This window comes from Pseudonocardia yuanmonensis (genome assembly GCF_039542425.1).
Lineage (GTDB): Bacteria > Actinomycetota > Actinomycetes > Mycobacteriales > Pseudonocardiaceae > Pseudonocardia > Pseudonocardia yuanmonensis.
Map to the genome: position 1 here is coordinate 47,487 of NZ_BAABIC010000013.1, position 14,324 is coordinate 61,810.

Below are 14,324 nucleotides of genomic sequence, written 5' to 3' on the forward strand. Positions count from 1 at the left end.
AGTCCGCCGGCGAGGGCGGGAGTGGAGTGGCTATCGGTGCGAGTCTGCTCGGGTCCCGCCGGTGAGCGTGCCGAGGCGGTGGCGGTACTCGTCGTCGTCGATCTCGCCGCGGGCGTACCGCTCGGCCAGCAGCTGCTCGGGCGTCGGCCGGTCCGCGGGTGAGGGACCGCTGCGGGTGTGCCGGACCGCGCGGACTCCCATGACGAGAGCAACGATCAGCAGCGCCCAGAACACGATCGAGCTGAAGGCCATCAGGGCGTATCCCCACCCGCTCATGTGGTCGTCCCACCAGTACATCATCGGCCGTTCCTTCCGCGAGGTCGGCGGGCTGCCGACGACTGCAGCGTGCGCCGGACGGCGACGGGACGCGCAGAGGACAACGCCCTCAGCCCCGTAGCGAAGGTCCCCTCCGGCCGGCTCGAGCAGAAGGGGTACTCGTCCAGGGCCTTGGTCCCACACCCCCGAGAGCAGGCAGGTGTGCCGCAGGGGCGGGTCGCGGCGCCTGACGCGGCCGGGATCCCGGCGCTCCGACTCGTGGACGCGCCGGCGCGGAGGGTGCCGAAGGGCGGCCTCAGCGTCCCTTCAACTCACCCGTTTAGGCTTCCCGTTCGTGACTCGGGCGCCGGGGCGGCTGCACGGGGGCACGCTCGGTAGCAGAGCGGTGCCCTCTCGAGCAGCGGTGCGCGCCGGTCGCGTGCTGCGCCGGGTCTCCCTGGTCGCGGTCATGGTGATGCTCGGCGGAGTCCTGGCCTTGTGTTGCTGCACCGACGGCCCGACGGACACGGTGTCGCACGCTCCGGGGTCGGACGTCGCCCTCGCAGGCCACCACGTCGGCGAGGTCGGCACCAGCGCAGCGGCCCACGGGGCCGGGAGTCGGCTCGCGCCGGATCACCTCGCGCCGTCCCCGTCCCGCAGCGGCGCCGCCCCCACCGAGGCCGTGACCGGAGCGGCCGCGGACATGACCGCCCCGGTCCCGGGCCGCGGCGGAGATGCCCGCCGGGCAGGAACGACGGACACCTGCGGGTCACCTGCAGTCCTGGCTCAGGCCTCCGTGGCGCCGACGGCGATCACGTTCCTGCATGCACCCACGGCGCCCGTCGCGGCTGCGACGCAGGTGCTGCCGACGGTGCACCGGGCGGGCGCGGACTCCGAGGACCTTCCCCCGCCCGGGCTCCGACCATCGCCGTACCTGCTCTGCGTGATGCGGACCTAGGCCGACCGGCTCGTCGGTACTGCACGTCCTCCGACACGCGCTCCCCTGTCCGCCCGACTCCGTCGGGAGTCCGCGGCGGGTGCGCGCCCCCTCGAGACGCCCGGCGTCTCCTTGAGCCTCGGCAAGGTGACTGAGCTGTGTTCTCCCGGCGACGGTCGGGTGCGCCGCACCCGGACCTCGATCTGCCCACCGAACGTCTGGCCCCCGGCCCCTCCGACGCCGGCGAGGCGCCGCCACCGGAGACCGGCCAGCGGTCGACGCACCTGGCCCAGCTCCGCTGGTGGGTCCTGGCGATCGCCGCCGTCGTGGTCGCGCTCTCCGTGGTGCGCGCGTTCGCGCCGATGACGGCCTACCCCGGCGACATCTGGCGACAGAGCGACACCGCGACGATCGCGCGCAACTTCGCCGCGAACGGGATGAACATCTTCTTCCCGCAGATCAACTGGGGCGGAGCAGGACCCGGCTACGTCGAGACCGAGTTCCCGCTGATGCCGTGGTTGACCGCCGCGACCTACCTCGCCCTCGGCGAGCACATCGTGCTGGGGCGGCTGGTCTCGCTGGCGTTCATGCTGATCGCGGCGGGGGCCTTCTGGGGCCTGGCCCGGCGGGTGCTGCCCGGCGCCGCGGCCCGGTGGGCGCTCGCGGCGTTCTTCCTCTCCCCCGCCTTCATGCGATGGGGCACGGCCTTCATGCCCGAGGCGACCGTGCTCGCGTTCTACCTGCTCGCCCTGCTCGGGTTCTGTCGCTGGCTGCAGGAGGACCGGCCGGTCCTCCTCGCCGGGGCCGCGGCCGCGACCTCGACGGCGGCTCTCGTCAAGCCGACGTCGCTGCACGTCGGCCTGGTCGTCGCGTTGTGGGTGGTGTTCGCCGCCCGCGATCGGCTGCGGCGCCCGTCGCTGTACGTGGCCGGGCTGGCGGCCCTGGTGGCGCCGGCGCTGTGGCTGCGCCATGCCGCGTCGTTGCACGCCACCTACGGCAACACCTTCGGCGTGATCTCGGGCGGCGACAGCAAGTGGGGCAGCGTGTCGTTGTGGCTCAGCCCCGGCTTCTACCTGGGCAACCTGCGCACCGAGACGATCTTCGTCTACGGGTTCGTGGGCCTGCCTCTCGCGGTGCTGGGCGTGGTGTGGCTGTGGCGGAACCGGTCGCGCAGCGGGCCCGGAACGACACCGACGGCAACGCAGCCCCTGGGGCTGTCGCCGCTGCCCTTGCTCGGCGCCGGTGCGGTCGCGCTGACGCTCTACTACTTCGCGGCCGGCCGCTACACCAGCACCGACCTGGGCATCCAGTACCACGTCTACTCGCTGCCCTACGCCGCGATCGCGATCGGCGCCGGAACCGCCGCGGCCCTGGCCCGGGTGCGGGCACGGTGGAACCGCCGGGTCGTGGTGGCGGCCGGGGCGGCGCTCGCCGTGCTGCTGGGGGCGCAGGCGGTGAACGTGCTCACCCAGTCGCTGCGTGATCGGGCCGGGGTGTTCGGCACGTGCGCGATCGAGCTCGACGCCGTCTCCACGCCCACCGACCTGGCGCTGATCAGCACGACCAGCGCCACGACTGAGGACGGCGTCACGAACAACTACCAGGAGCCGATCGTGTTCTTCCTGGCCGACCGCAGGGGCTGGAGCCTGCCCGCCGACCGGCACACCCCCGAGGAGGTCGCCCGCCTGCGCGACGCCGGCGCCCGGTTCCTCGTCGTCGGCGATCCGCAGCTCGTCCCGCCCGGTGGGCCGCTGGCCACCTGGCTGTCCGACACCAGCAGGCAGCTGCGCACCATCGAGCAGAACGGGTGCGCGGTCTGGGACCTCGCGCGGCACCCCACACCCGTCCCCGACACCGAGCCGGGCGACGCCGGCGACGAGGCGGGCGGCTCGTGATCCCGCCCGAGCAGCAGCTGCTCTCGACCCTCTGACCAGGCTCACGTGGGCAGGGGTGGGTCGTGCCGGCCCACTCTGCCCGGGGGACGAGCCCGCCGGGGCCCGCCCGTCGCCCCCACTGCCGCCCGGCGTCCCGGGTGCCTGTGGCGCACGGCACATCTTCAGGGTCTGTCGCCTCCTGTCGAGGGCGCGCACGGAGCGCCACAGTGACGTCGTCCCACATCGTGGTGGGACGCTGAGGAGGCTCTCGATGTACGCGGGTCCCGGGTGCGGCGGTGCGGATGACCCGTGCGCAGCTCGAGCCGACGCGGATCGACGCCGGGCCGGCCTTCGTCCAGGACGAACTCCTGCACCGCATCTCCGGCGCCCCCGGTCCCTGGAGCGCCGACGCCGCGGCGCGAGCCGGAACGACCGCTCCCCGGTCCGAGTCCTCCGTGCCGGCCCGGCAGTCCGCCGACCGCTTCGCCCGTCACCGCCGCACTCCGCGACAACTGCCAGGGAAGGAGACGATCGTGATCGAGGAGCTGCGCATACAGATCACGGCGGCCCAGGAACGCCTCGTCGCCGCTGTCGAGGCCGATCAGCCGTACGAGGCGGCGCGGCACCGCGCGCGCCTGGAGGACCTCATCGAGATGGCCGGCCGGCACGGCATCGACGTCAGCGCCTGGGTGGATCGAAGCCGGCTGTCCGACTGACTCGCGGCCATGCGGATCCGGGAGGTTCCTGGTCCGCGTCTTCGGGCGGCTGCCCGACCCGCTGGGACCCGTTCTTCGTCGACTACATGACCCTGGCCGACGTCTACGCCTACCCGGCGAAACACTTCGCCTTCCACCGACGCCAGCTCACCCGGACCACTCCGGGGTGACCGCCCGCGTCTGTTGCTGGTCACGATCGGCGAGGCCCGTGCGATGCGGGGCCGTCCCATCCGGCGTGGGTGAGGCCGGGAACCGGCGGCCCGGCGAGGATGGTGGACGACCTTCGGGCCTCTTCGAGGAGAGGGCGATGACGCAGACCGCGCCGGACACCAGCGCGGCGGGGCCGGGCGGGATCCCGCGGGGCCTGGTGGTCGTGCTGGCCGTGACCGGCCTTCTCGTCAGCACGCTGGCCCTCCAGCAGTTCCGCTCGATCCTGGCCCCCGTGCTCCTGGCGCTGGTCCTGGTGATCGGCGTCCACCCGCTGACGGGCATCCTGCGCAGGCGGGGCGTTCCCCGCTGGCTCGCCGCGACGGTCACCCTCGTCGTGCTGCAGGCGATCATCCTGGGCCTGGCGGCCTCCCTGGCCCTCGCGGTGGCCCGGCTCGGGTCGCTCCTCCCGCTCTACCAGGACCGCTTCACCGCGCTCGTCGCCGAGCTCCGCGCCTGGCTGGCCTCGATCGGAGTGGGGCCCGACCAGCTCCAGCAGGCCCTCGGGCAGATCTCGTTCGGCCGTGTCGCAAGCCTGGTGACCGACCTGCTGGGCGGGCTGGCCGGCACCTTCACGAACCTGCTGTTCCTCGTCCTCGTGGTCCTGTTCATGGGCATCGACGCACTGGCGTTCTCCCACCGCCTCGCGCAGGTCGGGGGTACGCGGACCGCGGTCGTGGCGGCCCTCGACGGGTTCGTCCGCGGCTGCCGCAGCTACCTGCTCGTCTCCACGGTCTTCGGCCTGATCGTCGCGGTCGTCGACGCCGTGTTCCTCTGGATCGTCGGGGTGCCGCTGGCCGTGTTGTGGGGCCTGCTCGCCTTCGTCACGAACTACATCCCCAACATCGGCTTCGTCATCGGACTGGTACCGCCCGCGCTGCTCGGGCTCCTCGAGGGCGGGCCCCGGCTGATGCTCACCGTGATCGTCGCCTACTGCCTGATCAACTTCGTGATCCAGTCCCTGATCCAGCCCAGGTTCGTCAGTGACGCGGTGAACCTCTCGCTGACCCTCACCTTCCTGTCGCTGGTGTTCTGGACCTTCGTGATCGGCCCGCTCGGCGCGGTGCTCGCCATCCCCCTGACGCTGCTCGCGAAGGCGCTGCTGCTCGACGTCGACCCGCGGACGCGCTGGATGTCGGCGTTCCTGTCCGGCGGCCGGGTCGACCCACCGGACGAGCTCGACCGTGACGGCGAGCCCCTCACCCGTCCGGCCGCCGCGTCCTCGGACTGCGTAGCACCCGGGCTCGTCGGCGCCGATCCCGCCGAGGACGGCGCCGACGTGCCACCCATGCGTGCCCTTCAGGATCCGACGCGAGAAACGGGGGCCCGAGCAGGCTCGCCGACTCCGACCGATCGCCGGTCCGACGTCTGAGGGCCGGTGGCCGCAGTCCGCTCACCCGAGAGTCGTCTCCGCCGCGCCCGACGGTGCCGGGTTCGGGAGCCGCCGCATGCGCAGGCAGTTGGCGAGACCTGCGGCGGCGGCGAGCAGCGGTACGAGCAGCCCGACCTGCAGCGCGAACGGGCGGGCCTCGGTGTTGATCCGGATGATCTCCTGACGGATCGCCTCGGGCTGGGTGGCGAGCAGCTCGGCGAGCCGGGTGTTGCTCATCAGCTCGGCGTCCTCCTCCAGCACCTGCGCGACCTGCTGCTTCTCGGCCGGCGGCAGGACGGTGCTGGCGTCGGTCCTCGCCGTGAACGTCCACGCCAGGGCGGCCAACATGATCGCGCCGGCGAACGCGAGGCCGAAGGAGAGCCCGAACGACCCGGCCGCCGAGTTGACCCCGGCCGCCTCACTGACGCGTTCCTCCGGCACCGGGGACAACGTGTAGTTGTTCAGCTGCGACACCAGCAGCCCCAGCCCGGCACCGGCGATCACGAGCGGGCCCACGAGCACCCACCCGGTGTCGGCGCGGGGCACGAGCGGCAGCAGGACGACGATGCCCAGCACGAGGAGCCCGAAGCCTGCGCCCACGACGGTGCTCGGCCGCCGGCGGCCGCTCCGCTTCCCGGCCACCAGCGCGAGCGCGAACATGCTCAGCGACAGCGGCGCGATCGTCAGGCCGGCCTGCAGGGCGTCGTACTCGAGCACCATCTGCAGGAAGATCGGCAGGACGATCATGGTGCCGCCCAGGGCGATCTGCTGCAGCATCTGCTGCGAGACGCCGACCCGGAAGTGGGCCGCCGAGAACAGCCCCGGGTCCAGCAGCGCCGGCTGCGCGTGGCGCGCTCGTCGTCGCAGCCAGAACACCAGACCGACCAGCCCGGCGATGCCGACGGCCAGGACGAGCCCGACGCGCTCGCCGCCCTCCTGCCAGACCAGGATCCCGAGGACCAGGCCGCCCATCCCGACGACCGAGAGGCCCGCGCCGACGACGTCGATGCCCCGCGGGCCGGTGTACGGGACGTCGCGCACGAGCTTCGCCCCGCACAGCACCACCACGATCACGACGACCTCGAGCGCGAACCCGACCCGCCAGGACAGATAGGTCGTGATGAAGCCGCCGAGCAGCGGGCCCACGGCGGCCGCGATCGCCGCCGCTGCTCCGACCAGGGCGTACACCTTCCTGCGGGCCGGCCCGTCGAAGTTGCCGTGGATGAGCGACTGCATCGCGGGCAGCAGCAGCGATGCGCCGAGCCCGCCGATCACGGCCCAGAACACGATCACCGCGGTCAGGCCCTGCGCCACCGTCATGGCGGCCGCGCCCACGGCGTAGCCGAGCAGCCCGAGCAGGTAGGCGCGCTTGCGCCCGACGAGGTCGCCGACCTTGCCGCCGATCAGGATGAACGCGGCGGACACGAGCGCCTCGAGCGCGATCGCGGACTGCACGCCGCTGACCGTGGTGCCCAGGTCGTGGACCACCGCCGAGATCGACACGTTCATCAGGGACGTGTCGACCACCAGCACGAACATCGCCATGGCGAGCAGGAGCCCGAGGGTCCGCTGACCCCCGCGTGCCTGTTGGCGGTCGACGCCCCCGCCGGTGCTCACGCCGATGCGCCGTTGTGCGCCGACAGGGCTCCCCGGAACGAGATCTCGGCAGGGTGCCGGAGCCGGTTCGGCGCGGGTGCGGTCGGGCCTGCGGACATCACGCCTCCCCGGTCCCGGTAGCGGTCAGCGAGCGGGCTCGCCGAGAGACCGGCCGAGCGCCGTTGCCTTCAGCGCCTCGTACTCGTCCGGGGTGATCGCGCCCTGGTCGAGCAGGCGCTTCGCCTCGGCGATCTGCTCGGTCGGGCCGCCGGTGGTCCCGTTCGCCCCGGCGATCCTGCGGACGTCGCGCTCGTAGGCGTTACGGGCGGCGGCCACGTCGGCCTCGCGCCGCTCGCCCATCTTCCGGCCCTCCGCGATCAGGTACACGAGCGACCCGACGATCGGCAGGATGATGATCAGGACGGTCCAGCCGGCCTTGCCCCAGCCGCCGATGTCGTCACGCCGGAAGATGTCGCCGAAGATCACGAACATCAACCAGAACCACAGGACGAACCCGAAGAACACGAGCATCGTCCAGAACAGGTCCAGCAACGGGTACTGGCTCTGTGCGAGCAGCATGTCCAACCCCTTCTCTCCAGGTGTGCAGGCTCACCCGTCGCGAACGGGTGGGTCAGGGACCGGAGTCGCTCCGGCCGGCGGTCGGTCGCCTCAGACGGGCTCGCCCTGGTACACGGCGAGCGCCCAGATCACCAGCGCGTCGAGCGCGATGACCACGAGGGCCCAGACCGGGAAGTACGGCAGGAACGCGAAATGCGCCACGAGGTTGATGCCGGCCGCCAGGATGCCGACGGTGCGCGCCCACGTGGCACCCCACAACACCCCCGCACCCGCGGCGCCGAGCAGCACGGCGAGGGCCAGGTGGATCCATCCCCACGTCGTCAGGTCCAGGGTGTAGAGGTACTGCGGCGTCCGGACGTAGACCTCGTCGCGCAGGATCGCCGCGATGCCGATGAGCACACCGCACGCGCCGGCGAGCATCATCAGGACCGCCGCGAACAGGGCGAAGGTCGTGGTCCATCCGGTACCCACCGTGGTCGCAGCGGGTTCGGCCCGATGCGGCGTGGCGTGCGTGCTCATCACGACCCCTTTCGCACGTTCCCGATGTCAGTCGTGACGATCGCCCGTGACGGCCGCCCCCGTGCCATCCGGGACGGGTGATTGCGGGTCCGGGACGGGCGGTGCCGGCGCCGACGGGCGGTTCGTGGGGCGTGGCTGATCGAGGAACTGCACGACCCCGAGCAGGACCAGGAGCACCAGGACGACCACCAGGACGGTCACGCCCGAGGGCCGGTCGAGCAGCACGACCACGAGTGCGGCCAGGACCACCAGTGCGGTGCGGAGCAGACCGAGGTGGTCGTGGACCCACGGACCCACCGGGCCCTCGGCGAGCCGGCGGGCGACCGCGCCCCTGCGCAGCGACGCCACCCCGCGGGCCAGCGCGCGGCGGATCCGTACCGCCGCGGACGACGGGCCGGTCACCCAGGCCGCGAGCGCCACGACGAGCCCGACGACGAACAGCGTCCGCAGCGCGGCGCGGACGAATCGCACGAGGATGTCGTACGCCGACGCCGCCGCGGCGGAGGACTGCTCGGCCACGGCGCCGACCACGACGCCCCGGACGACGAGCAGGGCCGCGGCCAGGGCGAGCATGGTGCCCATCACGGCGAGGCCGATCACCAACGTCGCCCGCCGTCGGTTCCGGGCCAGCAGGGCCCCGCCGATCAGGAACGCGAGGGTGACCCAGGGCAGCCAGGTGGCCGACACGTCGAGCAGCTGGTAGAGCGTCTGGGCGCGGATCAGGGTACTGGCCGGGAACAGCGGGACCGTCGGGTGGATGGCGGGGATCCTCGCGGCGAGCTCGAAGCCGTCGGCCACGAGCCGCTGTTTCGCCGCCTCGATGAAGGGATAGAGGTCGAGGACGGCGTGAGTGCCCTGGACGCTGATCGCCGAGGACTGACCGGCGAGCACCGCCGCGAGCTGCTCGTGGGTCACCGTCAGCGCCTGCTGCCCGGCGGCGACGAAGGTCGGGCTGCTCACCAGCTCCTGGACCTTCTCCTGGACGAAGCTCCGGGTCCCGTCGGCGAGCGGCCCGGTGAGCCCGTGCAGCCGGTCGGCGATCGGGGCCGGGAGGCCCTGCGCGGCGAGCGCGTCCACCGCCTGGTTCGCGAGCTGCTGGACGTCGACCTGGGCGAAGATCTCCTGGGTCACCCGGCCGGCCACCGCGGTCTGCACCGCGGGGTCCTCGAGGACCGGGCCCATGGTCGCCACGAACCGGTCGGTGTCGGAGATCTGGTTGTTCGTCCAGATCGCGAGCACGGACACGGGGACCAGCAGCAGCCCCAGGACCAGCAGGACCGCCGAAGCGATCGAGGCCCACCGGACCGGGCCGCGCGGTCGCCGGGACGGCGGGGGCGGCGGCGGAGGCGCGGCCCGAAGCGCGGCGAGCTCGGCGCGCAGGCGCTGCAGCTCCGCCCGCTCGGCAGAGGTGAGCGGCCCCGCTGCATCCGGCGCGGGCGCGGACGTCCGCGGGATGGTGGGTGCGCTCGGCGCCTCGGTCGCCACGGCAGGGCCGGGCTTGTCGGGTCGGTCGACGACGGACATCGCGGTCCTCCTCGGATGCGAGGCTGGCGAGCGCACCCTCTGCCACGCGCCACCGCTCGGCATCACCTCGTCCGGGCGAGCGCCGGCGGTCGAGCCGGTTCCGTGAGGCTCCTGGGCGGCGCGGACCTCACCCCACGCCCGGGTTCGGCAGGACCGACACGAGGGTGAGACCGAGTGCGTCGAGCTGGGCGATGATCCCGTGCAGGTGCGAGTCGTCCAGCACCTCGCCGTCGATCACGGTCTGGGGTGGGAGCACGGTGATCCTCATACCGCTCAGGGCCGCGCGCGCCTCGTCGGACAGAACCCCGTCGACACGGAACTCGTAATGCATGGGCCTTCGACTCCGGTTCTCCTCGCCGTCTCGTCCGCCGGTTGCCAGGCTTCCTCCCGGCGCGGCCGGCTCCCTCATCCCCGGGGAATGAACCGGTCCGTGGGGCGCCGGAGCACGCGCTGGGCCGGCGGCGCGGGTCAGGAGGGCGGCGGGGTCGCGACGGGAGGTACCCCCGGGCACCCCGTCCGGACGCTGTCGACGATCGGCTTCGCGGCGGCCTCGACCTGCGCGACGGACCCCGCGATCGCGCCCAGCTTCGCCGACAGCGTCGCCTGGTCCTGAATGCTCGTGACCGTGGTCCGGAGGGAGCCGAGCGCCTGCTCGAGTGCGTCGACCTGGGGACCGAACTGGGCGGTTGCCGCGGTGGCCAGGTTCTGTCCGGCATTCGCCAGGTCCTGGAGCGCGGCCTTGACGCCTTCGGTGCCGACCTTCGTCGCGTCGAGCTGCAGCAGTGCGTTGGCGGCCGTCTGGAACTCCGTCGCAGCTGTGCACAGTTCGGGTGAGTAGGTGGCGGGCGCGGGCGCCGACGTCGTGGCCGGTGGTGCGGGAGGGGCGGACGGCGGAGCGGCGGCGGGCGAGGAGCATCCCGCGAGTGCGGCGAGCCCGAGCAGGCCCGCCGCGGCGGTGCGGAACGCGCGCGCTCCGCGGGTGCTCCGTGTGGAGCTGTCGACGGTGTCCACGATGCCTCCGGCGTTCGGGGGCGGCGGACCGGCCGTCGCCCGGAATGTTCCGTGGGCCGCGCCGCGGCCGCGGCGCTCAGCGCCCGTGGACCGCCTGGTCCACGACGATCGCCAGGCGGGCGAGCACCTCCTCCGCCTCGCCCCGCGTGACCACACCGCGGTCGACGGCGGCCTCGACCTCCGCCCGCAACACGGCGACCAGCACTCCGGCCCGGTCGCCGACCTGCGTGGGCGCCGATCGCGCGGATTCCCGGCGGTCTCCCACCGGCATCACGGGCCGCAGGAACGGAGGGCCGGGCTCGCCGACGGGTTGTGCCATTCAGCGCCTCCTCGACCCGCGGCACGGCGACGTCGCCGCAACCGTGCGGTCGAGTGTCGAGCCACCAGGAACGACGGAGGGTCATCCCGGACGGGTGGTCATGGCGTCCTCGGACGGGTCCGGCAGGTGGACGCAGGTCAGGGACGCGGCACCCGTTGCGGCCCGGTCGGGATGCGCTGGAGTCCGACGAGCTCGATCCCGAGGTCCTGCAGTCGGGCCAGCAGCTGTTGCAGCTCCGCCTGGTCGTCGACCCGCGCACGCAGCTCCGTCTCCGTGGGGTGGGCCGGGCGGAGGGGATCGAGCGCCGCCAGGAGCGCCGGGCTGAGACGTCCCCGAACCCGAACCGAGTACTCGCAGCTCACCCTGACCTCCTCAGTGGCGGTCGGTCGACGAGGACGTCGACGGTCCCCGGCCCCGGCCCGACCGCGCACCATCCGCTCCGGATGAGTGCGGATCCGATCCGGTTCCGTGGTCAGAGCAGCCCCAGGAGACGCGCCCGGCGCACCGCGTCGCGCCTGCCGGACGCTCCGAGCTTCCGGTAGAGGGCTCGCTGGTGAGTCTTCACCGTGCTGACCGAGACGTACAGCTCGGCGGCGATCTCGGCATTACTGAGACTGCTGGAGAGGTACTGCAGGACCGTCCGTTCCCGCTCGGTCGGTGGGTCGACGAGCGCATGGACCCCGCCGGCCTCCTGCGGGCCCGCGAGGATGCGCGCGAGCAGGTCGAGGGCGAACTCCGGCGTCGCGGTGCCCCGTTCGAGACACGCCTGCAGGAGCGGCCGGAGCTCCGCGCCCTCGGCGAGGAACGGACCCCGGAGCCCGCACGGCAGGGCGGCGACGAGGGCGTCCTCGAGCCGGTCCCGGGCGCGGGCCTCCTCGCCGACCGCGTCGGCCAGTAGCGCGTCGAGGATCCGGACCTGCACGTGGAGCCGCACCGTCGGTGGATCGGCGACGCGACGACGGAGCTGTTCCGCGGTCGGCTGGTCCCCCAGGCGCAGCCGGAGACGCGCCGCGCTCAGCAGAGCGGCCGGCGTGGTCGGGGTCCCCATGTCGTCGAGGACGACGAGGGTGCGCTCGGGTTCGCCCGTCTTCGCCAGGAGCGAAGCCTCCAGGAGCCGGGCACGTTCGAGCAGCAGGGGCGGCACCCGATCGGCGTCCGCGTCGAGCTGTGCCCGCAGGTTCGCGAGGGCGGACTCGTGCTCGTCGGCGGTCGCCAGCCGCTCGGCCGCCAGCAGCGCGGCCAGGAACCGCACGTGCGGCTCGGCGGTGACGGTCTCGAACGCCGCCAGGCGTTCCGACCGCTCGTCGGCGGCCTCGGGATCCCCACGGTCCAGAGCCACCTCGACCAGCACCAGGTGAGCCGCCGCCACCTGTGCCGTGTCCTCCATCCCGGCGGCGGCCGCCGTGGCGAGGACCTTGCGTGCCTCGCTCTCGGCGGCGTCGAGCTCGCCACGCTCGGCCCGGAGCAGTGCGCGATAGGACAGGGCGTTCAGCTGCGCCAGGACGACGCCGGGCACCGCGGCCTCGACGGCAGCCGTGAGATGACGTTCGGCGGCGTCGAGATCGCCGGTCCAGAAGGCGGCGGTCCCGAGATTGTTGTGCGCGACCACCGGCACGAGCTCCCCGCCGGCCATCCCCAGCGCCGCGAGAGCGCCCGGCTCGAGCGGGACCTGCCGGTAGGCGTCGCGCACCGCGCCCCAGTCGCCGACAAGCCTGCCGAAACCGCCGGCGCTCATCAGCCGCAGCACCTCGGCTCGACCCCTGCGCCGGCTCGGGAGGCCGTCCACGTGGACCGTCCGGGCGGCCTCCAGGAGGCGGGGCACGTCGAGCCCGATCCCCTGCGCGACCCGGGCTCCGGCGAGCCCTGCGGCGAGCTCCGGGTGAACGGCCGCCACGGTGGCGGGAACCTGGGCCAACACGCGCTCAAGCCGTCGGCCGTCGCCGCCCATCACGAGCGCCAGCGCATGGGTGCCCGTCAGGTCGGCGGCCAGCCGCCACAGGCCCGCGGTCACCGAGGAGTGGATGGCCTCGAGGGGCATGTCGTTCCCGCGAAACCATTCGGCCGCCCGACGGTGCAGGTCGCGGCGCTCCCGGGAGGGCAGGCTCCGCGCCCTGAGGATGTCGAGGACCAGGCGGTGCAGCCGGAACCAGCGGCCGGGCCGGTCCACCTCGCGGACGAAGAGGTGGGCACCGGCGAGGTCGGCGAGCACCTGGCCGGCGTCGGGGCGACCCGTGAGCGCCTGGGCGAGATCGGCACAGACCAGATCGACCACGCTGACCTCGATCAGGAAGGTCATCAGCTCCGGGGCCTGCTGGTCGAGCACCTCGGTGAGCAGGTATCCCGCGACGGTGTGGTCGTCGCCCGAGAACGCGGCGACCGCGGCGTCGAGGTCCGCGCGGCCCTGCAGGTGCAGCGCGGCCAGGCGGAGTCCTGCCGCCCATCCCTCGGTCCGGTCCAGCAGCCGGTCCACCTGGACGGGCGTGAGCTCCAACCCGAGGAGCCCGAACAGCTCTGCGGCCTCGCCGTGCCGGAACGCGAGGTCGGCGGCCCGGACATCGCGAACCGACCCGGCCACCCGCAACCGTTGCAGGGGCCACGGCGGGTCCCTGCGTGTGGCGACGACGATCGACAGGCCCGCCACGGGGCGCTCCACGAGGCGCAGGATCCCGCGGTGCACCTCCGACGAGGTGATCTCGTGCAGGTTGTCCAGGACGAGGACGACCGGGGTCCGCACGCTCCGCACCGCGTCGGCGACGGCGCTCGGCAGGTACTCCGTCGTCACGGAGCCCACGACGACGTCCTGCAGGGCCTGGACCGTCGCCTCGCCCGGCGCGTCGCGCAGCGCCGCTGCGACGGCCCGCCAGAAGGGCTGGGGAGCGTCGTGGATGGCCTCGAGATTCAGCCAGGCGACGGTGCGGGCGTGCGATCCGGTGTCCACCCACGAGCTCAGCAGAACCGTCTTGCCCCACCCAGCAGCCGCGGCCACCAGGATCACCGGAGCGGTCAGGTCGGCGTCGAGCAGGTCGTGCAGCCGGGGCCGTCGCACGAGGCCGCCGGCACTGGGAACCCGCACCGTCGCGCGGGCGGGCTCAGGGGAGCGCCCGCTCGCCCTCCTCATCCTGACCGCTCGATGTCGCGCCATCGCCCCTGCCCGTGGGTCGTGGTCTCCGCGACTCCTCGCGGTCGCCGTCCTCAGCCCGAGACACCGACGATCGACCCGGCCGACCGTCCGATGGTGCCAGCCTCGCCCGACGGTGCGAAGTGGCGAAAGGCCTCATCCGGCACTTCTCCGCCTGGTCCGGAAGACGTACTCCATCGGCCTCACGCTGCCGGGGCCGAAGCCACCCGCGACGGATGACCGGCCCGCAGCGTCGCCGACGGACACTGCCGGAAGCCTCGCCCCGCACGAGCTGCT

The 14,324-nt window shown here is 73.4% G+C and carries 14 protein-coding genes; 4 read left to right on the forward strand and 10 right to left on the reverse strand.

Annotation, left to right across the window (positions count from 1 at the left end):
* Nucleotides 1–30 precede the first annotated feature (30 nt).
* A complete protein-coding gene (locus tag ABD990_RS19560; protein WP_345382044.1) occupies nt 31–300 on the reverse strand; it encodes an SHOCT domain-containing protein in 270 nt (89 codons plus the stop codon).
* A gap of 379 nt (nt 301–679) precedes the next feature.
* On the opposite strand from ABD990_RS19560, the gene ABD990_RS19565 reads away from it, so the two are divergent.
* The 4 genes from ABD990_RS19565 to ABD990_RS19585 all read left to right on the forward strand — a co-directional run bounded on the left by ABD990_RS19565 (nt 680) and on the right by ABD990_RS19585 (nt 5,361).
* The gene (locus tag ABD990_RS19565) at nt 680–1,213 is read left to right on the forward strand and encodes a hypothetical protein (RefSeq protein WP_345382045.1); all 534 of its coding nucleotides are present in this window, start codon (nt 680–682) and stop codon (nt 1,211–1,213) included.
* A gap of 137 nt (nt 1,214–1,350) precedes the next feature.
* Nucleotides 1,351–3,087: an ArnT family glycosyltransferase gene (locus ABD990_RS19570; protein ID WP_345382047.1), complete on the forward strand. Its 1,737-nt coding sequence runs from the start codon at nt 1,351–1,353 to the stop codon at nt 3,085–3,087.
* 512 nt (nt 3,088–3,599) lie between these two features.
* Entirely contained in the window at nt 3,600–3,782 is a 183-nt protein-coding gene (locus ABD990_RS19575; protein WP_345382211.1) for a hypothetical protein, read from the forward strand.
* Nucleotides 3,783–4,089: 307 nt separating this feature from the next.
* The gene (locus ABD990_RS19585) at nt 4,090–5,361 is read left to right on the forward strand and encodes an AI-2E family transporter (RefSeq protein WP_345382048.1); all 1,272 of its coding nucleotides are present in this window, start codon (nt 4,090–4,092) and stop codon (nt 5,359–5,361) included.
* A gap of 21 nt (nt 5,362–5,382) precedes the next feature.
* On the opposite strand, the gene ABD990_RS19590 is transcribed toward ABD990_RS19585, so the two are convergent.
* The 9 genes from ABD990_RS19590 to ABD990_RS19630 all read right to left on the reverse strand — a co-directional run bounded on the left by ABD990_RS19590 (nt 5,383) and on the right by ABD990_RS19630 (nt 13,955).
* Nucleotides 5,383–6,978, reverse strand: a complete 1,596-nt coding sequence (locus ABD990_RS19590) for an MFS transporter (protein ID WP_345382049.1) — start codon at nt 6,976–6,978, stop codon at nt 5,383–5,385.
* Nucleotides 6,979–7,101: 123 nt separating this feature from the next.
* Nucleotides 7,102–7,536: an SHOCT domain-containing protein gene (locus ABD990_RS19595; protein WP_345382050.1), complete on the reverse strand. Its 435-nt coding sequence runs from the start codon at nt 7,534–7,536 to the stop codon at nt 7,102–7,104.
* 90 nt (nt 7,537–7,626) lie between these two features.
* Entirely contained in the window at nt 7,627–8,055 is a 429-nt protein-coding gene (locus ABD990_RS19600; protein ID WP_345382051.1) for a DUF7144 family membrane protein, read from the reverse strand.
* Nucleotides 8,056–8,082: 27 nt separating this feature from the next.
* Entirely contained in the window at nt 8,083–9,579 is a 1,497-nt protein-coding gene (locus tag ABD990_RS19605; RefSeq protein WP_345382053.1) for a hypothetical protein, read from the reverse strand.
* Nucleotides 9,580–9,706: 127 nt separating this feature from the next.
* Nucleotides 9,707–9,910: a 3-isopropylmalate dehydratase small subunit gene (locus tag ABD990_RS19610; protein ID WP_345382054.1), complete on the reverse strand. Its 204-nt coding sequence runs from the start codon at nt 9,908–9,910 to the stop codon at nt 9,707–9,709.
* Nucleotides 9,911–10,047: 137 nt separating this feature from the next.
* Nucleotides 10,048–10,590 (reverse strand): hypothetical protein, encoded by a 543-nt coding sequence (locus ABD990_RS19615; protein ID WP_345382055.1) that lies wholly within the window; start codon nt 10,588–10,590, stop codon nt 10,048–10,050.
* A gap of 76 nt (nt 10,591–10,666) precedes the next feature.
* A complete protein-coding gene (locus tag ABD990_RS19620) occupies nt 10,667–10,909 on the reverse strand; it encodes a hypothetical protein (protein WP_345382056.1) in 243 nt (80 codons plus the stop codon).
* 137 nt (nt 10,910–11,046) lie between these two features.
* Nucleotides 11,047–11,271 carry a hypothetical protein gene (locus ABD990_RS19625; RefSeq protein WP_345382057.1) on the reverse strand — a complete coding sequence of 75 codons (225 nt, stop codon included), beginning with the start codon at nt 11,269–11,271 and terminating at the stop codon, nt 11,047–11,049.
* A 110-nt stretch (nt 11,272–11,381) separates the two neighbouring features.
* A complete protein-coding gene (locus tag ABD990_RS19630; protein WP_345382058.1) occupies nt 11,382–13,955 on the reverse strand; it encodes a winged helix-turn-helix domain-containing protein in 2,574 nt (857 codons plus the stop codon).
* Nucleotides 13,956–14,324: the final 369 nt, after the last annotated feature.